Annotated in this window: 20 protein-coding genes; 6 read left to right on the top strand and 14 right to left on the bottom strand. The window is 47.7% G+C overall.

Going from position 1 to position 19,905, the window contains the following annotated elements; genetic code table 11:
* Window positions 1-25: 25 nt before the first annotated feature.
* Genes KNO85_RS12530 through KNO85_RS12500 form a run of 7 tightly spaced genes read right to left on the bottom strand, consistent with a single transcriptional unit; the run spans window position 26 to window position 7,851 of the window.
* Window positions 26-724, bottom strand: a complete 699-nt coding sequence (locus KNO85_RS12530) for an aspartate/glutamate racemase family protein (RefSeq protein WP_214790564.1) — start codon at window positions 722-724, stop codon at window positions 26-28.
* Window positions 725-745: 21 nt separating this feature from the next.
* Window positions 746-1,813, bottom strand: coding sequence for an o-succinylbenzoate synthase (menC, locus tag KNO85_RS12525; protein WP_214790562.1), 1,068 nt, complete (start codon window positions 1,811-1,813; stop codon window positions 746-748).
* A complete protein-coding gene (menE, locus tag KNO85_RS12520; RefSeq protein ID WP_214790560.1) occupies window positions 1,810-3,168 on the bottom strand; it encodes an o-succinylbenzoate--CoA ligase in 1,359 nt (452 codons plus the stop codon). Before menE ends, menC begins: the two co-directional genes overlap by 4 nt.
* A gap of 50 nt (window positions 3,169-3,218) precedes the next feature.
* Entirely contained in the window at window positions 3,219-4,043 is an 825-nt protein-coding gene (gene menB / locus KNO85_RS12515) for a 1,4-dihydroxy-2-naphthoyl-CoA synthase (protein ID WP_026826750.1), read from the bottom strand.
* A 1-nt stretch (window position 4,044) separates the two neighbouring features.
* Window positions 4,045-4,824 carry an alpha/beta fold hydrolase gene (locus KNO85_RS12510; protein ID WP_214790558.1) on the bottom strand — a complete coding sequence of 260 codons (780 nt, stop codon included), beginning with the start codon at window positions 4,822-4,824 and terminating at the stop codon, window positions 4,045-4,047.
* Complete coding sequence (gene menD, locus KNO85_RS12505) at window positions 4,821-6,470, bottom strand: 2-succinyl-5-enolpyruvyl-6-hydroxy-3-cyclohexene-1-carboxylic-acid synthase (RefSeq protein WP_214790556.1); 1,650 nt, start codon at window positions 6,468-6,470, stop codon at window positions 4,821-4,823. Before menD ends, KNO85_RS12510 begins: the two co-directional genes overlap by 4 nt.
* Window positions 6,471-6,483: 13 nt before the next feature.
* On the bottom strand, window positions 6,484-7,851 hold the full coding sequence (locus KNO85_RS12500; protein WP_214790554.1) for an isochorismate synthase: 1,368 nt from the start codon (window positions 7,849-7,851) through the stop codon (window positions 6,484-6,486).
* 168 nt (window positions 7,852-8,019) lie between these two features.
* On the opposite strand from KNO85_RS12500, the gene KNO85_RS12495 reads away from it, so the two are divergent.
* Window positions 8,020-8,919 (top strand): 1,4-dihydroxy-2-naphthoate polyprenyltransferase, encoded by a 900-nt coding sequence (locus KNO85_RS12495; RefSeq protein ID WP_214790552.1) that lies wholly within the window; start codon window positions 8,020-8,022, stop codon window positions 8,917-8,919.
* Window positions 8,920-8,956: 37 nt separating this feature from the next.
* Window positions 8,957-9,490, top strand: a complete 534-nt coding sequence (locus tag KNO85_RS12490) for a beta-class carbonic anhydrase (protein ID WP_074033130.1) — start codon at window positions 8,957-8,959, stop codon at window positions 9,488-9,490.
* A gap of 39 nt (window positions 9,491-9,529) precedes the next feature.
* Here KNO85_RS12490 and KNO85_RS12485 read toward each other — a convergent pair whose 3' ends face one another.
* The 4 genes from KNO85_RS12485 to KNO85_RS12470 form a co-directional block, all read right to left on the bottom strand.
* On the bottom strand, window positions 9,530-10,483 hold the full coding sequence (locus KNO85_RS12485; protein ID WP_214790550.1) for a YihY/virulence factor BrkB family protein: 954 nt from the start codon (window positions 10,481-10,483) through the stop codon (window positions 9,530-9,532).
* 65 nt (window positions 10,484-10,548) lie between these two features.
* Window positions 10,549-10,986, bottom strand: coding sequence for an NUDIX hydrolase (locus KNO85_RS12480; RefSeq protein ID WP_214790548.1), 438 nt, complete (start codon window positions 10,984-10,986; stop codon window positions 10,549-10,551).
* A 68-nt stretch (window positions 10,987-11,054) separates the two neighbouring features.
* Window positions 11,055-11,981: a carbohydrate kinase family protein gene (locus tag KNO85_RS12475; RefSeq protein WP_214790546.1), complete on the bottom strand. Its 927-nt coding sequence runs from the start codon at window positions 11,979-11,981 to the stop codon at window positions 11,055-11,057.
* 116 nt (window positions 11,982-12,097) lie between these two features.
* The gene (locus KNO85_RS12470; protein ID WP_214790544.1) at window positions 12,098-14,005 is read right to left on the bottom strand and encodes a heavy metal translocating P-type ATPase; all 1,908 of its coding nucleotides are present in this window, start codon (window positions 14,003-14,005) and stop codon (window positions 12,098-12,100) included.
* A gap of 199 nt (window positions 14,006-14,204) precedes the next feature.
* On the opposite strand from KNO85_RS12470, the gene KNO85_RS12465 reads away from it, so the two are divergent.
* Window positions 14,205-15,149, top strand: coding sequence for a DMT family transporter (locus KNO85_RS12465; RefSeq protein WP_214790542.1), 945 nt, complete (start codon window positions 14,205-14,207; stop codon window positions 15,147-15,149).
* A gap of 134 nt (window positions 15,150-15,283) precedes the next feature.
* Window positions 15,284-15,586: a hypothetical protein gene (locus KNO85_RS12460; RefSeq protein ID WP_214790540.1), complete on the top strand. Its 303-nt coding sequence runs from the start codon at window positions 15,284-15,286 to the stop codon at window positions 15,584-15,586.
* 35 nt (window positions 15,587-15,621) lie between these two features.
* Here KNO85_RS12460 and KNO85_RS12455 read toward each other — a convergent pair whose 3' ends face one another.
* From KNO85_RS12455 to yfkAB, 3 genes are read right to left on the bottom strand one after another with little or no spacing between them, the layout of a single operon-like run.
* Complete coding sequence (locus tag KNO85_RS12455) at window positions 15,622-16,764, bottom strand: MFS transporter (RefSeq protein WP_214790538.1); 1,143 nt, start codon at window positions 16,762-16,764, stop codon at window positions 15,622-15,624.
* A 42-nt stretch (window positions 16,765-16,806) separates the two neighbouring features.
* A complete protein-coding gene (locus KNO85_RS12450) occupies window positions 16,807-17,001 on the bottom strand; it encodes a hypothetical protein (RefSeq protein WP_214790536.1) in 195 nt (64 codons plus the stop codon).
* A gap of 53 nt (window positions 17,002-17,054) precedes the next feature.
* Window positions 17,055-18,161 (bottom strand): radical SAM/CxCxxxxC motif protein YfkAB, encoded by a 1,107-nt coding sequence (gene yfkAB, locus KNO85_RS12445; RefSeq protein ID WP_214790534.1) that lies wholly within the window; start codon window positions 18,159-18,161, stop codon window positions 17,055-17,057.
* Between the two features lie 85 nt (window positions 18,162-18,246).
* Between yfkAB and KNO85_RS12440 the strand changes: the two genes are divergently transcribed.
* Both KNO85_RS12440 and rlmD read left to right on the top strand, forming a co-directional pair.
* Window positions 18,247-18,456, top strand: a complete 210-nt coding sequence (locus KNO85_RS12440) for a hypothetical protein (RefSeq protein WP_015880867.1) — start codon at window positions 18,247-18,249, stop codon at window positions 18,454-18,456.
* Window positions 18,453-19,829, top strand: a complete 1,377-nt coding sequence (rlmD, locus tag KNO85_RS12435; RefSeq protein ID WP_214790532.1) for a 23S rRNA (uracil(1939)-C(5))-methyltransferase RlmD — start codon at window positions 18,453-18,455, stop codon at window positions 19,827-19,829. The genes KNO85_RS12440 and rlmD overlap by 4 nt, the downstream gene beginning before the upstream one ends.
* Window positions 19,830-19,905: the final 76 nt, after the last annotated feature.

The following is a 19,905-nucleotide window of genomic DNA, read 5'->3' as shown; positions in this document are numbered from 1 at the left end:
CTCGTGAACCGCACCTTTTCTGTATTCATTGTTGTTCGAGAGCTTTGCGCACGGCTGCTGTCGCGTGAATATACGTTGTATCAAAGAGTGGGATGGAAACATGTTGTTGCTGGATCAACAGCGGGATTTCTGTACATCCGAGAATGACACCTTCTGCGCCAGCAACCTGCAACGATTCAATGATACGTGTGTAGATTAGGCGGCTTTCATCTGTTGTGATTCCAAAAATCAGCTCATCATAAATGATGTCGTGTATGCGTTGTCGATCTTCTTCATTTGGAATCATTAACTCGATCTCATACCGTTCTTTCAACAAATCGCGATAGAATGAACTTTCCATCGTGAATCGTGTACCGAGAAGCGCCACTTTTTTTAGATTTTCTTGTCGAATGGCTTGTCCCGTAACGTCTGCGATATGCAGGACGGGAAGGGATGTGGCGACTTCGATGGCATCCGCCATAAGGTGCATCGTGTTCGTGCAAATCACAATGAGTTCAGCGCCTGCCTTTTTCAGGTTGAGGGCTTCATGAATCATGACACGCGTCAATTCATCCCAATTTCCTTCATGCTGTAATCGTTCAATCCTGTGAAAATCAAAGGAGTGCAGTAGACAATTTGCAGAGTGAGTCCCACCTAATATGGATTTTACTTCTTCGTTCATGATGCGGTAATACTCGAGTGAAGACTCCCAACTCATACCGCCCAACATCCCGATTTTTTTCATAATAACTCCTTTACATATCGCCTAAGTTAGCGAGATGTTTGTTTCTCTCAGTTGTTCAATCACATGCCAGTCCGGCTGTACCGAATCTGGGAGAATCAATTTCCCGTTCTCGACTTCGAGCGGTGTATCGAGCAAATCTTGCTCAAAATAAGCGCTCGTGCCCGACATATCCGCCGGGAAGCTCGCGCCGCTGAGCGAGGCGAATAAGAGCGTATGATATCTTCCAATCCCTGACTCATACATCCCACCGACCCAGTATGGGGTCCCGTGTTCTCGAATCGTTAACGCTTCACTTAAGCCACCGACGCGAGCAGGTTTAATGTTGATGATTTTACCCGCACCGAGTTGCGTCATCGTCTCCACATCGTCGTGAGACGTAATCGACTCGTCGAGACAAATCGGTGTCGTTAGATTTCGTTGGAGAGCTGCTGATTTGACGAACTGACCGCTCGGGTATGGCTGTTCAATCATCAATAACCGATGGGCATCGATTTGTTCGAACCATTCTGTGGATTGATTGGTTGCACTTCCGTTTAAGTCAATCATGAGCGGTGCGTCCGGGAAGACGGCCCGAATCTCGCGCAGTGCCGGTAACAGTTCATGAGGGGAAGATTTCAATTTGATTCGTTCGAAACCATCGGCTAGCGCTGCTTCAATCGAGTTCATCGTCTGATGGAGTAATCCAATCCCAATCGTTCTACCGCAGGAAACGGTGTCTCCCGCTTTTATATAGTCTTTAAGTGACATGTTCGCGCGGGCTGCTTCAATCTCCCATAAGGCACTTTCCCACATCGCTTTTGCCATTCGATGACCGATAATCGAGGAGACGAGTGTTGGGAATACGTCCGTCGTGACCGTCATCCCTTTTAATAAATTGAGAATCAGTTTTGACGTATCGATCATAGATTGGGTTGTTTCTTCCGTATACCAAGGCGTCTCAAAAGCGACCCCTTCACCGTAACCGATAACACCGTCTATGGTCTCTAGGCGAAGGATGAGTGTTCTTCTTACGGATAACACGGCATGTGCCGTTACGATTGGGTGTTTAAATGTCAAAGGGACGATGGAAAGGTCAGCACGTTTGATCATGGCAGTAGCTCCTTTAAGCGATGGCGCATTAGTTTTCCGTTCGCATTTCGGGGGAGGTCAGGAACGTGATAAATTGCAATCGGATGTTTGTATTTTGCTAGCTGAGAATCGAGAATCCCCTGCATCTCAGTTGGATCATATGAACCGACGACAAAGGCGAGCGGGACTTCTCCCCAAGTCGGGTGTGCTTGTTTCGTGACACCGACATCTTGGACACCTGCACATCGAAACATGGCCGCCTCAATTTCAGCGGGGTATACATTTTCGCCACCGGAAATAATGAGGTCGCTTCTGCGGTCGTGTACATACAAATACCCGTCCCGCATCGTTCCGAGATCACCTGTTTTCCAGTAACCGTCGGGTGTCCAGTTGTCTGATTCAGGTTGTTCGAAATATCCACTCGTCACAGTCGGTCCTTTTACCTCAATTTCCCCGTCCTGACTGATTCGGATCATGGTCGGAGCGATGGCTCGACCACTCGAACCGATATGCGAGAGCGCCTCGCTCGGAAGCAATGTGGCGACTTGAGAGCACGTCTCGGTCATCCCGTATGTTTGAGCAATCGGTAACTGTCGTCGCTCTGCTTCTTCTAATAAAGGGCGGGGGACCGGTCCGCCTCCGACGAGTAACGTACGAAGGTGGTGTTTTTCAAGTCCGGCATCAAGCAGTCGCTGAAGCATGATGGAGACGAGTGACAGCTGTGTAATGCCTTCTGTTTCAATTAAGTGAAGAGTTCGTTCGACATCGAAACGGGGCTCGACGTAAAGCGTCGAACCGATGATTGCACTCCGATACACTTGAGATAGCCCGCTCATGTGGAAGAGGGGCGTCACCGTGAGCATGCGGTCGGATGAGCGATAGTCCAAATGTGCTTCAGCGGCACGTGCGCTTGCGAGATGATTTCCATATGTTTGTTGTACGGCTTTGGCCCGCCCCGTCGTACCAGATGTGAACATGAGGGACATGGTTTCATTTTCTTTCCACTCATGTGTCCCGGTAAAACATGAACTAGCCCGACATGTCATCAGAAGTTGTGTGACGGGCAAATCGATCTTGTGATCGATGAGAAGCAAGTCGACTTTTGCTGTCTTCAACTGAATGCGTACTTCTTCTTCGGTCAAGCGTGTGTTGAACGGAACGAGCACTTTGCCGAGTAGATGCACTGCATGGACGGCGATGACATAGTCTTTACTGTTTTTAGCGAATATGCCAATCCGTTCGGCAGTAGAATCCTGTTCGTGAATATATTGGGCAAGTTTCAGACTCTCTGTACGCAATACTCCCCATGTTAGTTTTGCCTCGTTTGTCACGAGTGCGATTTGTGATGCCGGGTGTTTAGTAATCCATTCAAGCATGTCATCAACCTCCAAAAAAAGAGTAGCGGATTCGCTACTCTCTCAAAAAATTAAGGGAAACGTGGGAATTGACCGAAGTCAGGGTCACGTTTTTCTTTGAACGCGTCGCGTCCTTCTTTCGCTTCATCTGTCGTGTAGTAGAGAAGCGTTGCGTCTCCAGCGAGTTGCTGAAGTCCAGCAAGACCGTCTGTATCCGCGTTCATCGCGGCTTTCAAGAAACGAAGCGCAGTCGGTGAATGTTGTAAGATTTCTTGGCACCACTTGACTGTTTCTGCTTCGAGTTGTTCGAGTGGTACGACCGTGTTGACGAGTCCCATCTCGAGTGCTTCTTGTGCATCGTACTGACGGCAAAGGTACCAGATTTCACGAGCTTTCTTATGACCGATGATGCGAGCTAAGTAACCAGAACCGTATCCTGCATCGAACGAACCGACTTTAGGACCTGTTTGTCCAAAGCGAGCGTTGTCCGCTGCGATTGTCAAGTCACATACGACGTGAAGGACATGTCCACCGCCGATTGCAAATCCTGCTACCATTGCGATGACCGGTTTTGGAATGACGCGAATGAGGCGTTGAAGGTCGAGGACGTTCAAGCGTGGGATTTCATCTTCTCCAACGTATCCGCCATGACCACGAACTTTTTGGTCTCCGCCTGAACAGAATGCCTTTTCGCCTTCACCCGTCAAGATGATGACGCCGACTTCCTTATCATCGCGTGCACGAGCGAATGCATCGATCAATTCATTAACCGTCAACGGACGGAACGCGTTGCGTACCTCTGGACGGTTGATGGTGATTTTAGCAATCCCATTCCATGTTTCATATTTAATGTCTTCATACGTACGGACCGATGTCCAGTTCGCTACTGATTCCATTTTAAATACCCCCTAAAATCAATTTCTTTATTATTGTACCAAACTCTGGTGCATTCTCGATATGAGGAGCATGCCCAGCATCTGAAATTTCATAGATTTTAATATCGGACCGTTCTTGCTGCATGTCTTTTGCAATCGCTTTGAACTTAGAATCTTCTGCTCCGACAATCAAGTCGATGCGAGGGAGGTGGTGCAGTGCGCCCCATAGCGAAGGCATGTGACCTGTTCCAATCGCCCGCAAACTGTTCGCAAGCGCAGTGGGGTGTTGTGCAAGTCGATCCTCCCTGAGTGAACGCTTCATGTCCTCCGTCTGTCGCCAAAGCGGAAGGTTCTCCCATCTCTTGACGAATGTGGCGAGTCCTTCGGTTTCGATGAATCGGGCAAGTTCTTCGTCTTGACGTCGACGAGTTGCCCGCTCTCTTGAAAAGCGAAGACCAGGTGTCGTGCTGATTCCGATGACATGTTCGACGCGCTTGTCACATGCGGCGAGTGTCAATCCAATTCGCCCGCCGAGTGAATAACCGACGACCGTCCAAGGGCGTTCGTCCAAATCGAGTAAGCATGACAAATCTTTGATTTGTTGACTCATCGTCGACCGATTGACGGTAGGATGTTCAGTTGCGGCGTGTTGAAGAAGGGAAGGTGACACGTGTCGGACTGGCATCGCGGGTAGCGAATCAATCCAATGGGCATTTCCCGTGAACCCGTGTAAGAACAACACCGGTCTTCCTGCCCCACGAACGCTCACCTCATACTGGATCCCTCGCAAGCTGATGTTCATGCTTCATTCTCCGTGATGAGGCGAGCGCAGACAGACTGCGTCCACTCTCGGTGGATCGCCACGTTTTGCTCACGATTCGATGGGAACTCAATCAAGTGAATGCCATCTTCAATCGCTTTTTGAATCTCATCCGGTCGTTCAATCAAACGATAGGACAACCCGTATGTCTCAGCAAATCCACGAATGTTTAAATCGAGCGGTGTTCCGAACAAGTCTTCGAATAGTTGGGCATCGATGGAAGCTTGAGGTAAGAAAGAGAAAATCCCTCCGCCGTTATTATTCGAAATCACGACTGAAAACTTTCCAGGGTGTCCCTTCAACAGTTGTAAGGCGTTGCTATCGTGGTAGAATGCCAAATCGCCAATCAATAGAGCGGCGTGAGACGTATCGTAACAGCTGCCGAGTGCGCTCGATAGGACGCCGTCAATCCCGTTTGCGCCTCGATTGGCGAGAACTTGTACGGCTGTTCCGGCTGATAATGACGTATCGACATCACGAATCGGCATACTGTTGCTGACGAAAAGACGTTCGATTGACGTATCGAGTAGTCGTTTCGTCAATTCGGCTTCGCCTTGAAGTGAAGGTTTTGCCGACTCTGCGACATCTTCGAAGAAGCGTAGTCGTTCGACGTAGCGCGGTTCATTGATCGATTCAATGAGTGGTAAAAAGTCGAGTGCGTCTCCGTAACAGATGGTCGCGCGGCTACTCGGATCGCGATAAGAGCCTGGCTCTTCAATCACGAGTTGTTCCGTCGTCGATATCCATTGATTGAACCGTTTTGAGACGGGTGCGGCACCGAAGCGGATGAACACCTCAGGTAACCAGTCAGTGCGGTACTCGCTTGCGAGCCACGTGTCATAGTTCGTTAACACACCATCGAAGCGACGCATCCCACTGAGTGGATCGGCAAATATCGGAATATTGCGTTCGATCGCAAATTCGTAAATGGTGTCATGCCATATAACCGGAGTGTAAGGTCCGACAACGAAAGCGAGTTGTTTGTGATTCGTTCGTTCCGAAAAGAGTTCTCGGTCGGCACTTGTTGGGCGAATGCTCTGTCTTTCCGGTTTAGTCGGTTCACCTTTCAGAAGTCGCTTTAACTGTTCGAGGTCTGGAAGTAACGGTTCTCGGAATGGAACATTCAAGTGAACCGGTCCAATCGGGGCCTGCATGGCAAGGTTCGTGAACCGAGTCACCGTCTGTTGCATGAATGAAAGCGTTGCTTCTTCGGGTACGGGCAAGTCGAGACTCATCTTTACTTGTTCACCGTATAACCGGACTTGATTAATCGCTTGAGGTGCCCCGACATTCCGGAGTTCATATGGGCGATCGGTCGTTAAGACGATGAGTGGCAACTGCGAAATGAATGCTTCTGTCACGGCAGAATAATAGTTTGTCGCAGCCGTCCCGCTCGTGCAGATGAGTGCGACAGGACGAATGGTGTCCGTCGAACGCGTCAAACCGAGGGCATAAAATGCGGCGGAGCGCTCGTCGACAATGATGTGGTGACGAATTTGCGGATGCAAATAAGCCGCCATCGCGAGTGGGGTCGAACGAGAACCTGGACTGATGACCACGTCTGTCACGCCAGATTCAACAAGTCGATTCACCATGGATGCTACCCAGTCGGTCAACATCTTATTCATGTGGGGTGCCTCCTTAATCGTGCGAATCAAACTGCAAAGCTTGTTTGATTGGACTCATTTTCATTTCGGTCTCTTCGAGTTCTTGCTCGAGTGCAGAGTCTTTGACGATGCCACATCCTGCATAGAGTGCGACGAATTGATGTTGAACGAGTGCCGAGCGAATGGCGACGACAAACTCGCCATCACCTTCGTTGTCGACCCAACCAAATGGGGAACCGTACCATCCGCGGTCGAAACGCTCGATTTCACGAAGCAATCGGACCGATGTCCGCTTCGGTGAGCCGCCGAGTGCTGGTGTTGGGTGTAAGGACTCCGCTAACGACATCAAGGAAGCGTTTGTTTCGAGTGTCGCTTGGATAGGCGTATGCAGATGGAATACCGACCGATTCGCTAAAATTTGCGGTGTCTCGCTCGTATGAATCGGTGCAGTATATGGTGTCAAAGCTTGCTTAATGTCTTTTACAACAATCTGATGCTCTTCACGATTTTTCGTATCATTCAGTAGCTGTTCTTTCGCGAGTTCTGCTTCAATCTCAGTTTTAGGACGTTTGGTCGTCCCAGCGATGGCAGCCGTGTTCAGTTGCATGCCTTCTTTTTGAATCAGTCGCTCAGGCGTCGCTCCAAAGAACCCGACGTCACGCTTTGGTTGATATAAGTAGATATAACTCGACTCTTGATGGTCCGCCAAATGCTTTAAGCTTTTCGCGAAAGGAAATGCGTCGTCGGAGCGTTGATAAATTTCTTCTCGTGCGATGACGATTTTTTCGACGCGCTCTTCCTCAATTAACTGCTTCGCCTGTTGGAAACTCGATTTAAAGTGGTCCACGCCATCTTTTACTTTCGAATAGGTCGGTGTCGATTCTTCTGTAGGATGAAGTGAGCTGAATTGAGCCAATTGGTCAGCCAATTGAATCAAATACTGTTCCACCGATTGTTTTGAAGAGACGAGCGTCGCGACTGTCAGTGTATGTCGGTCTTTATAACGACGGTATAAAAATTTTGGGACGACGAGTGATGCCTCCCCAAAGGCATCCCACATACTCTTTTGTGGTCGCATGAAAGTATCGAACGAAAAGCCGGCAAACGCATGAATAGTTGCATCGACATCTCGTCGGTGGAGACTCCAGTCATACTGGAGTCGCTGAAATCGTTCTGTTCCAGAAGCACTCAAAACGAGCGCATCTCCGCAACCGAGCATTTCAAGCGTACGGTCTGGTGTCATGAAATAATAGTGGGACGTATCCGTGTTTTGAATGATTTGAAACGCATCGAACGCAGAAATTTCCCATGTATATGATGCGAGGACAGGTCGTTGCCAAGCTCGCGCCCGTTTATGGGCTTGCTCGATTCGTTGTTTTATATGTGTTTGAGTATCTGGCATAAAAGAAAAGCCTCCTCAATCCGATAGAATTCTCACTCTTTAGTGTATCACGAGTTCGCAATCCACCTGCCTATGAAATGCTCGAGAAATTGTAAGGGATGTGAGATGGACGGCTGGCGTTGACAGATTTTTTCATCGAGACGTAAACTAACGAAGGGAGGGAACGAAATGAAACAGAAATCAAAAGGGGCATATTGGCGAATGATTCGCCCGCATACCCTGACAGCAAGCTTTATTCCGGTCTTGCTCGGGACGTTTATCGTCCTCGATCAAACCGAACTGAAATGGGGGCTCTTTCTTGCGATGCTGGTCGCGTCAGTCCTCATTCAAATCGCGACGAACTTATTTAACGAGTATTATGATTATAAGCGTGGGCTAGACCATGAAGGGTCGATTGGGATTGGTGGGTCAATCGTGCGTGACGGATTTACGCCGAAACAGATCCTTTCAATCGCCCTAGGCATGTATGCTGTCTCAGCAATGCTTGGACTTTACATCGCAGCGTCTACGAGTTGGCATTTGCTTTGGGTCGGTGCACTATCTATGCTCGTTGGATACTTGTATACCGGAGGACCGTTACCGATTGCGTATACGCCGTTTGGTGAAATTGTCGCCGGTCTATTCATGGGGTATGTCATCATTGGAATCGCTGGCTACATCCAAATCAATACGGTGACGACGGAGCTATTGCTCGTATCGTTCCCAATGGCGTTGCTAATTGGAGCGATTTTACTTGCGAACAATATTCGTGACCTTGATAACGATAAAGAGAACGGCCGAAAAACGATTGCTTGCCTAGTCGGACATCGACGTGCGGTATATGTACTCGCAGCATTCTTTGTCGCCGCATTAGTCGGCATCATCGTCGCCGTGATGTATTATGAAGTCACACCATGGGTCTTGTTATCGCTCCTCACCGTGCCAGTGATGGTTCAGGCGATTCAACGGTTTTGGCAAAAAGCAGAACCGGCCGCATTGATGCCTGCGATGGCGATGACGGCAAAAGTGAATACGTTGTTCGGGGCATGGATGGTCGTCGGACTAATTGTTTCAAGATTTGTGATGTGAGAAAAGGGGAGGCGTTAACGTGTCAGTCGTAAAAGAAATGCTTGAATTCAATAAACGTTTCGTAGAGGAAAAACAGTACGAACCGTTCGTATCTGATAAATTTCCAGATAAGAAAATTGTGATTTTAACGTGTATGGACACACGTTTGACGGAACTGTTACCTCAAGCGCTAGGACTTAAAAACGGAGACGCTAAAATCATCAAAAATGCGGGTGCCGTCTTGTCGCATCCATTCGGTTCAGCCATGCGTTCAATTTTAGTGGCGCTTTATGCATTAGGCGCGGAAGAAGTCGTCGTGGTCGGTCATTACGATTGTGGGATGGCGGCGATTGAACCGTCCGTCGTGATTGAAGAGATGGAAAGACGGGGGATTGATCCTCAGACATTGAAGACGTTGAAGTCGTCAGGGATGGATTTGGAGCAATGGCTTCATGGTTTTGATTCGGTCGAAGAGAACGTCGTTCATTCGATTAACCTGATTAACAATCATCCATTGTTACCACCAGGCACGAACGTGCATGGATTCGTGATTGACCCGGCGACGGGGCGTCTTGACCCGGTAGAAGCATAAGAAAGGAGCGCGTTCAACTTGAACGCGCTCCTTTTAACATTACCCATACGTATTCGTCGGGATGTCTTTATAGTCATCCTCTTCTTGTTTTTGTTTCGCTTTCTTTTTGTTCTTCTTAAAATCACGTTCATATTCTTGTTCGCTTGGCGTTTTAAAGAAACGCATCCACGTCGCGTTAATTTCAGATCCGATTAAAATGATCATTCCAGTCAGTTGTAACCAGAGCAACGTGACGATGATCCCACCGAGCGATCCATAAGTAGAATCGTAACTTCCGAAGTTCGAGACGTATAGACTGAACCCGAAGGAAACAAGCTGCCATCCAATCACACCGAAGATGGCTCCGGGAATCGTACTTTTCCAGAATACATGTTGTTGTGGTGATACTTTATAAAAAATCGAAAGCGTCAAAATCAGCACGACTGTTGTCAGAACGTAACGGAAGACGTTGATCATCATCTCCTCGGCCCCGGTAATATTGACGGGTAAATATTCGGTGACGAATGAGATGATTTGCGCCCCGAACACGTTTGAGATAATGAGGAGTAACATCCCGATTCCGAGTAAAATCGTCATTCCAAGCGCCAATCCTTTTTTGACAAAGAAATTACGTTCATTGTCCTCGCCATACGCGTGTAGGGAAGTCGTGATGAGGCGGTCGACCCCTTTTGCGGCGGACCAAATGGCTAAAATCGCACCGAGTGATAAGAGACCGCCCCGTGGCTCCCCGATTGCGTCAAAAATACTTGTCAAAAATTCGGAAGCGGCGGATCCTGGTGCCAAATCATTTAATTGATTTTGGAATGAATCTTGTGAGATATCAAAAAATGATAAGAGTGCCAAAATGAAGATGATGCCGGGGAAAATCGATAAAAACCAAAAAAATGCGAGTGTGGCCCCGTAGTCTTGTACGTCATGCTCTTTAAAACGACGGAATAACTCTTTTCCAAACCCGAACCAATTCTTTTTTTCCTTTACTTCTGTCATTGCCATCATGAAACCCTCCTGACTCGATCGTTAGAAAATCATTTCCCGAATTCGGTCGAGGATACACATGATTAATCCTCGGCTAGCGTCAAATCGTAAAAGCGAGTGTCGTTTGAGGCAAGTTTTTCAGCGAGTGATGGGGGGCGGACCGGAAGATGAGGTAACGCCGATCGCTTGATCCACATCGGGGTATACGATCCGTTTGTCTGTTCTTCTTGAAACTCTTCGCCCGTTCCGGTACCGAATTTGCCACCTGTCATCTTCGCCCAATAGTAAGGGTTCAACTCATTATTAAAGGCGACGTAGGCAGCAACTCCTTCTAACTCGACGTGAACGCCGAGTTCTTCATACGCTTCACGGACGGCTGTTTCTTCAGTCGTATGCCCGTATTCGACTCCGCCCCCGGGGAATACATAATACAAGACGTCTTTTTTTTCGCGACGAATCAAAGCGATTTCGTCTTTGTCATTCATTAGAATGATCGCACTTCTTAATTTCGTTCGAACCACTGAAATCGTTCCTTTCACTCCTATAATTTTGCACAAAACGCATCGACGATTCGCCGATGCGTTCCAACTCATTTTTGCGTAGGTTGTTCTAAAGAATCATACATGTCTTGCGTCAACCCATTTTCGTGTGACGCGATGACTTTTCCTGCGACACGCATTCCAAGACGGAGTGCATCCTCGATTGGATGCTGCTTCATCAGTTCCGAGATGACAGCGGAGAAGAATGAGTCACCGGCTCCAGTGGAGTCGGCTACTTTCACTTTCGTTGTCGGGACATGACCTTGTTCATTCGTACGAAGGTCGACATAAACCGCACCGAGCTCGCTCATCGTGACGATGGTGAGCGGAGCACCTTTCATGGCGAGTACTTCGGCGACACGTAGCGCGTCGTCTACCGTGACGATTGACATATCGGACAAGATCTCCGCTTCTTCCCGGCTACAGATGAATCCGGTGAAGCCTTGGAGGAGATGACGGTTCCGTTCAATGACTGAAAGGTGGCCGCACACGCCGTATAGTGGTAAGTCCATCTCACGGCACAGTTCAATCGTTTCATTCAAGACGTTCACCGATAAGTCTAAGTCGATTGCGACAGCGTCGCTCTCTTTAAAGACCGTGTCGATTTGACGTAGAATGGCTTCTTCCATTCGTGCTTCGTCAGGTTGTTTTGAAATCGAAGTCTGTAGATCGCCATTGTTATCCATGACGGCGAGCCACATGCCCATCCCGTTGTCTTCTAGCATATCGACACCATCGACGTTGACTTGTAAACCACGTAACTCTTCGAGAACACCGACACCGATCTGGTCGTTCGTAACAGTTGAGACGAAGCGAACGTCATTACCGAGTACACCTAAGTTTTGAGCAACGTTTCGACCTGTTCCGCCATTGGAAAAAGTGATGTCGCCAACATTTTTCGCATCTTTATGAAGCGGTGCGAAAGACGTTCCTTTAATATCGACAAACACTTTGCCGATGACTGCAATCGTATTCATATCTTGTACCACCTTTAGCCAATCTTTCGATTTGTTTCAGTCAATTAGACACATTGTTTCAATTATAACGAAATCGACATATCGTTTCAATCATCGATTCCATTTTGTCGAATGAGTCATTCCCATGAAGAGGTGAGAAGGCGAAGTCCATTCAAAATGACCAGGATAGTAGAACCTTCGTGCCCGACAACTGCGAACGGCATGATCAGCAACTCGAAAATGTTTGTGGCGATGAGGACGAGAATGACACCGAGCGCAAAGACGACGTTTTGTAGAACGATTCGGTTCAGCTTGCGTGATTGGCGAATGGCGTCGCTCAAGCGCATGAGGTCGTTTTTCATCAAGACGACATCGGCTGTTTCAAGAGCCGCATCGGTTCCTTCGCCCATGGCGATTCCAACGTCAGCGGTCGCGAGTGCTGGGGCGTCGTTAATACCGTCACCAATCATCCCGATTGAACCGTACTCTTCACGTAATGCCTTGATTTGTGAGACTTTCTCTTCTGGTAAACATTCGGCAATATAGCGCGTCAATCCAGCCTCATTTGCGATGGCACGGGCAGTCGCCTCATTGTCTCCGGTAATCATGATTGTCGCGATCCCAAGGTCATTTAGACGTTGGATTGCACCTTTTGCCTCGGAGCGCAACGTGTCACGGAGGGCATATGCCCCGATTGTACGAGAGTCATCACTAATAAAGACGAGCGTGTGGCCGGCTTCTTTCAATCGTTCCACATCTTCTTTAAAGAAGTCACCACTTCGGTCAGCGAACTTCTGCTTACCGACGCGATACGTCGTTCCGTCAATCGTTGCCTCGATACCGGAACCAGTGATGTCTTTAAAGTGCGTCATCTCTCCGGTATGTTTTCCTGTATAAGAGACGAGGGCCTCTGCGAGAGGGTGCATTGAATGTTCTTCAATCAAACTGACGATTCGATTGACGTCGACTTCTTGTAAATCAGGGGTGATGAGCGCTTCTTGAACGATCGGCTTCCCGATGGTGAGCGTTCCTGTTTTATCAAAGGCGATTGCTTTCAGGCGCCCCATGTTCTCGATGTGCGCACCGCCTTTAAAAAGGATTCCGTGTTTTGCGGATGAGGCAATTGCTGCTAGTGCGGCAGGGGTGATCGCGGCAACGAGGGCACAAGGAGATGCGACGACAAGAAGGATCATTCCTCGATAGATGCTCGTTTCAAGAGACCATGACGTGAAAAACGGTCCCAGTAAGATGATGGCCGTGACGGATAGGAGTACAATTTGAACGTATCGTCCTTCATAACGATCGATAAATTGTGCAGAAGGTGATTTTTCTTCTTGCGCTTGCTGAACCATTTGAATAATTTTTTGGAACAACGTCTCGGTTGCGAGTTTTGTCACTTCAAGCGTCAACACACCGTTTAAGTTGACGCTTGAGCCGAACACGTCATCTCCAATTTGTCGGTCGACCGGCACAGATTCTCCTGTGATTGCAGCCTCTTCCACAGATGCGCTACCTTTCAAAATGCGTCCGTCAACCGGGATGCGTTCGCCAGGGCGGACGTAGATACGATCCCCGACTTTCAAGTCGTCAATGTGGACAACTTCAAGTTCGTCAGAAGCAGTGAGGCGAGTTGCCTGTTCAGGTTGTAGTTCCATCAAAGATTCGAGTGCACGCTCATTTTTATTCATCGTATACGTCTCGAGTGCACCGGATAAGGCGAAGATGAAAATTAAAATGGCGCCTTCCATCCAATAGCCAATCGATGCGGCACCGATGGCGGCAATAATCATGAGTAGTTCCACGTTCAGAGATTTTGTTTCAAACGTGTCCGTGATTCCTTCTTTCGCTTTTGCGTATCCGCCGATGAGAAAGGCGGTTAAGTAAAGCGTGACGTGAATCCAAGGAGTTCCGCCTTGTGTTTCGGCGATATAAGCGAGTACAATCAATACACCGCTAATGAGCGCCATAATCAATTCGATATGTTCGTACCAGCTAGCCCGTTTGAATACGTGGCTTTTTTCGTGTGTAACCGATTGGACGTTCATAGAATCCCTTCTTTCTAATTGAGAATAAGTCTCGATTAAATGATAATGATTGATGATGATTATCATCTTCAATTGGCTTAAAATATGGATTTAACCTTTAGATGATGCGTTTTGTTTATTTATAATAATTATTATCTAGGTTTATTTTAACACGCTCATCTTCGACTCACAAATAAAAAGATTAAGGAGTTTTTGTGTCATGCAAAATATATTCCAGCGCCCATGGACAGTGGCGTTTTTGGCGATTTTTAATACGTTGTTATGGGGGAGTGCGTTCCCGTTCATCAAACTGAGCTATGAAAAGTTGGACATCCAGTCGAACGAATATGGTCAACAGCTGCTGTTCGCAGGCGAACGTTTCTTACTCGCCGGAGTTCTTCTGCTGATTATCAGTCAGACAGTGTTGAAGCGATCGATTCGGTTGACGCCTAAGAAGTTTAAGGCGTATGCGCATCTCGGTTCTTTTTTAACGTTCCTTCAATACTTGTTCTTTTATATCGGGCTCTCGATTTCGACTGGCGTACAAGGATCGATTATCGCCGGATCGACATCGTTCTTCCAAATGGCACTCGCCCACATCCGTTATGAAGATGATAAGTTGAATCGTTTGAAGGGGCTTGCCTTAACGTTTGGGTTTTCTGGAATTGTCATCGCAAACTGGCCAGCAACCGGTTCGGAGTTTGGTTTTGGGTTAGGTGAGATTTTACTAATCTTAGCGATGGTGTCGGGTGCGTTCGGGAACTTGATTGCGAAGGATTATTCGAAAGAATATGACGTTGCTCCAATGACAGCTTGGGCAATGGTTACAGGTTCGATTGGATTACTCGTCATCGGTTACTTGTTGGACCCAAGTGGAGTCTCGATGCCGTACACCGGCCAAACGATTGCGTTCCTCTTCTATTTGGCAATGCTGTCGGCGATTGGGTTTACACTGTGGAACACGTTGATGAAATACAATCCCGTCAGTCGGATTTCACTCTATATTTTCTTAGTTCCCTTATTTGGTGTCATGTTGTCAGGTATTTTACTCGGCGAAACGATTCCGTGGAACGCGATCGTCGGACTCATGTTCGTTATCGTAGGGATTTATTTATCGACTTACTTTCAAGGAAAGCGTGCTAAAAAACAACGCATAAGTCATTGAAAAAGAGACGCGGTTGACGGAATTGAAATCCCATGACAAAATATATTAAAAATTCTGAATATTAAAGTTCGAAAAATCGGTCTTCGTTTGCAAAGACTTGCGTACGCAATCATTCAAAGGAAGGAGGAAAAACAATGACTAGAAATCGAATCGTCCGTAATATACTCATCTCGCGTCAACCGAAAGATGAGTACGTCAAGTACGTGATGAAGTGCGTGAGTCAAAGTTTAAAAGAACGTCACGGTCCGGTGGCGACCCGCGCAACGAGACAAGGGGACGACATTCAGACGAGATGGCAGTTCGAAGATCGTGTCGTAGAGGTGACGTTGAAATCAGAAGTGCTCGCTTCACTAGACACGGAGCCGTTCGCACTAGATGAGGTGTTCATCCAAGCTTTGCAGTTGAACGATGATGAAATGGATCGAGTTGTAGAGTAAAAAGGGCAGATGGTTCATGGGAACCATCTGCCTCTTTATATATCAATTGGCTTCGACGTTGATGTAAAGAGTCGTAATGCAAGAATGCCTAAGATTAACGTGTACATGAGGAAGTAAATCTCTTTCGGAAGCGATAACCAGTAAGCGCCGATCATCGGTCCAGAAATCGAACCGATACTGAAAGAGATGCTATACAGCATATTTCCGGTCGGGAGCAAGGATCGAGGGAGTACCTCTGTCATGTGCGCTAATCCGAGTGAATACGTCGACCCTAGCCCCGCGCCGGCTAGCGCGAATAGAAGGAGTAGTCCGACATAGTGATCGACGACAACATTTGCCAAGGCGAACACGAGTGTTCCGAATGTCAGGACGATTTGCAAAATTCGTTTCTTCCCATACAAGTCAGCGAGTCGACCAAGGGGGAGTTGAACGACGATTGACATGACGATAAATGTCGTAATCAGTGTACTCGTCTCTGTTAGACTCATTCCGTTCCGTGACGTGAAGATCGGAAAGTTGGCATTTAAGCTCGCTTCAAGAAAGCCGTATGTAAATGCGGGGAGAAGCGTGTATCCTGCGCCGACTAGGATCAACCGAATGCGTCCCTTCGAGTCCGTCTTCACTCTCTCGACTTCGGGGAACTCATTCTCGACTTTAAAGACGAGCATCAGTGAAGCGAGGCAGAAAAAGACGATGATCAGAAACGGTAACCAGAACCATACATCAACAAGTGGTGCGAGTAACGGACCGACGGCGAAACCAAGACTGAACGACATCCCGTAATACGCCATCGCTCGACCGAGACTGCGTTTGTCGGTAGAGGAGGTTACCCACACTTGTGAACCGTAGTGGAGGGCGGAGTCCCCAAACCCGATAAAGAAACGCATCATCGCCCAAACGAGTAGTGATGGCCAAATCGGCAAAGCGAAGGTCGCAAAGGCGGTTAATAAAATTCCGAGGACGATCGTCGGTCGGAATCCGTATTTTCGGACGAACCGCTCAAGGAGTGGAGCAGAGACGATGACTCCAACATAGAGCATCGTCGCATTCAAGCCGTTCACCCAGGCCGGAGCCCCGTCACGCTCAATGAGCGTGGATAAAAGTGGAATGAGCGCGCCTTGAATCAAGCCGGAAATAAAGACGATCAATAATAAAATCATAAAACGAAAGCGGAGCATGGATTCACCTCATGAAGTCAAAGTAAAAAGCTGAGAAGGTTCTCAGCTTTTCGTGTCGTCAATCGGTTGTGGAGAGTGATTTAAGTGTAGCAACTCATCATCCCAACTGCCTTGACTGAACATTTCATCATGCTCTACTTTTTCAGAAACGAATGCGGCTGTCAATAAAATACTGAGTGTACCACCGAAAATGATGATGGCCATTACAGTAATCATGAATACATAAATCGCTGTCATCTGCACACACCTCGATTCAGTTAATATACAGAACATTTCCCGAATCGAAATAATTAAAACGAGGTAGCTTTGCGAGATTGGAAATCAACCGTCGGATAATACGCTTGTTTGACGAGTGCATTCGGTCCGAGACATTTGACGGCTGGGCAATGGCAAGAAAGAGTGGCGTTCAATTGACTGTTCGACCACGTATCGTACGCTTCTTGGAATGACGTATCGTAGACGGTACCAAGCGTACCGAGCTCGTCACCGAAATCAGTCACGATAATCTGACCGTCGAAGATGTTTGTGTTGAGGCGTGAACGGCCATCCGGGTCGTTGCGGACCGTCACATTTTTCGATTCATGAAGTCGTTTCAATAAGGCGCGATCTTCCGGTAGGTCAGAACAAGCATAGAACGGTAATGTGCCGAACAACATCCAGACGTTTTCGTCTCGGACATCGAGTAAATCGTGAATCGCTTGTCGCGTATCAGCGAGTGACGCCGATTCAAGGGCGCTAGCGAAGTCTGCTGGGTACATTGGGTGAACTTCATGACGTTGGCAACCGAGTGAGACGATTTCTTCGTGAATTTCTTTTAGGTGAGGAATCGTCCGTTTGTTGATCATCGTCTCTGCTGACACGATGATTCCTTCAGCCGTTAAGGCACGGGCGTTATCTTTCATCGTTTGAAGCATTTTTAACCGCGCCTCTTCACTCGGTTTCCGGTCCATCATCGCGAACCCACCTTCGAGGAAATCGGCATCGGTGCCCCAGTTATGCGAAATGTGCAAAACGTCCAAGTAAGGGGTAATAAGATGATAGCGAGATAACGGTAGCGTCAAGTTCGAGTTGATTTGCGTACGTGCCCCACGTTCTTTCGCATAGCGTAATAACGGAACGACATAGTTGCGGACCGATTTCATCGATAACATCGGTTCACCACCTGTGATGGAGAAGGCGCGTAAATGTTCGATTTCATCTAATCGTTGAATCAACAGTTCGAGCGGGACTTCCGGTTCTTCTGTTTGATCGAGCATATATCCGACCGCACAATGCTCGCAGCGCATATTACACAGTTTTGTTGTTGTCACTTCGACGTTGGATAAGACGAGTCGACCATGTTCGACTTGGTCGAGATAGGCTTCCCAAGGGTCGAAGGTTGGGGAGATGTTTTGCATGTGGATTCCACCTTTTCATCAAGTTACACGAAATAGTATGCTATAATAGCAACTCTTTGTCACGAACCAAAGGAGCGATTACAAGATGGGTAAATCACGTACAGATACCGCCGGAAAGATGAACGTCCTAAAATCGAGAACGGAATTGCTATGTCTATCAGTCAATACGCTAGACGAGCATACGACACCTGAAGATTTACATCGCCTGTTAGCCGACATTGATTCGTTGCGCGCCAAAGTTGTGCGTTACGCCAAAGACCTAGAACAATCGTCTCGAAAGGATGAATCAGATTGAAATTAATTACAGGAGATTTTAAAGATGTCACAGTCGAACGACTTGGCATAAATGGAGAGGGCATCGCGACGATCAATCGCATGGTCATCTTCATTCCAAACTTATTGCCGGGAGAACGAGCAAAAGTCGAAATCACACGTGTCGAGAAAAACTATGCGGAGGCACGCGTCGTCAAGCGTGATAACGACTCAAAGGACCGCGTCAAAGCACCTTGTCCGATTTACGACGAGTGTGGTGGGTGTCAAATCCAACATATGAGTTCACGTCTACAGATGGAGTATAAGGAAGAAATTGTTCGAAACGCCTTCCGTCAAAAGACAAAACTGAACGTGGAGAAATCGGATATCCGTCCGACAATCGGCATGGATGACCCGTGGTACTATCGCAATAAATCACAATTCCCGCTCGGCACACGCCGTGGGGAGATCGTATCTGGACTTTACAAACCGAACTCGAACCATCTCGTGCCAATCGAGCACTGTATGGTCCAACAACGTGACACGACGAACATCAACAATGCGATTGTCCGTATTTTAAACGAACTCGACATCCCCGTCTACGATGCACGCCGTGACACGGGTTATGCTCGGACGGTCGTCGTGCGTTCAGGTTACAAAACGAATGACGTACAAGTCGTGTTGGTCGTCGGACACGAGGATGTGCCGGATTTAGATGAATTAAGTGATCGGATCATGGCATTGCCAAACGTCGTCTCATTCCATATCAACATCAACGCAAATCGCTCAGGTGTGATTTTCGGATATCGGACGGTCCATATCGCAGGTCAAGAGAAAATGGATGAACAACTCGATGACGTTCATTACCATCTGTCACCACGCGCATTCTTCCAGTTAAATCCGGCACAAACAGAAAAGATGTATCGTGAAGTCGTTGAAGCTGCAGGGCTTACGGGTGAAGAACGTGTCATCGACGCCTATGCAGGTGTCGGTTCAATTGGTCTTTGGTTGGCGCCATACGCGAAAGAAATTCGCGGAATGGAAGTCGTCCCAGAAGCGGTTGAAGATGCGAATGATCATATGCGTGAAAATGGCTATAACCATGTCACATACGTCGAAGGACGTGCCGAGCATTGGATCCCACGTTGGGTGAAAGATGGCTGGATTCCTGACGTCGTTGTCGTCGATCCGCCGCGTACGGGTATGGATCATCAATTGATCAACTCGATTATCTCGTCGAAGACGAAACGAATCGTTTACGTGTCATGTAACCCACAGACGCTCGCGCGAGATGCCGATCAGTTGATGAAAGCGGGATACAAGGTCAATTATGTTCAACCGTATGATATGTTCCCACAGACGTCTCACGTCGAATCGGTCGTCGTGTTCGAGAAAAAGAAAAAGAAAAAATATTGACGAGTCCGTGAAAAGGCTTGTCAAGTAAGCGTTTTCACGTTATAGTTCAGATGTCAGACTTCTTCTCAAATATAGA

Source organism: Exiguobacterium sp. s124, assembly GCF_018617485.1.
Classification (GTDB): Bacteria; Bacillota; Bacilli; order Exiguobacteriales; family Exiguobacteriaceae; genus Exiguobacterium; species Exiguobacterium aestuarii.
This window is presented reverse-complemented; position numbering and strand designations above follow the sequence as displayed.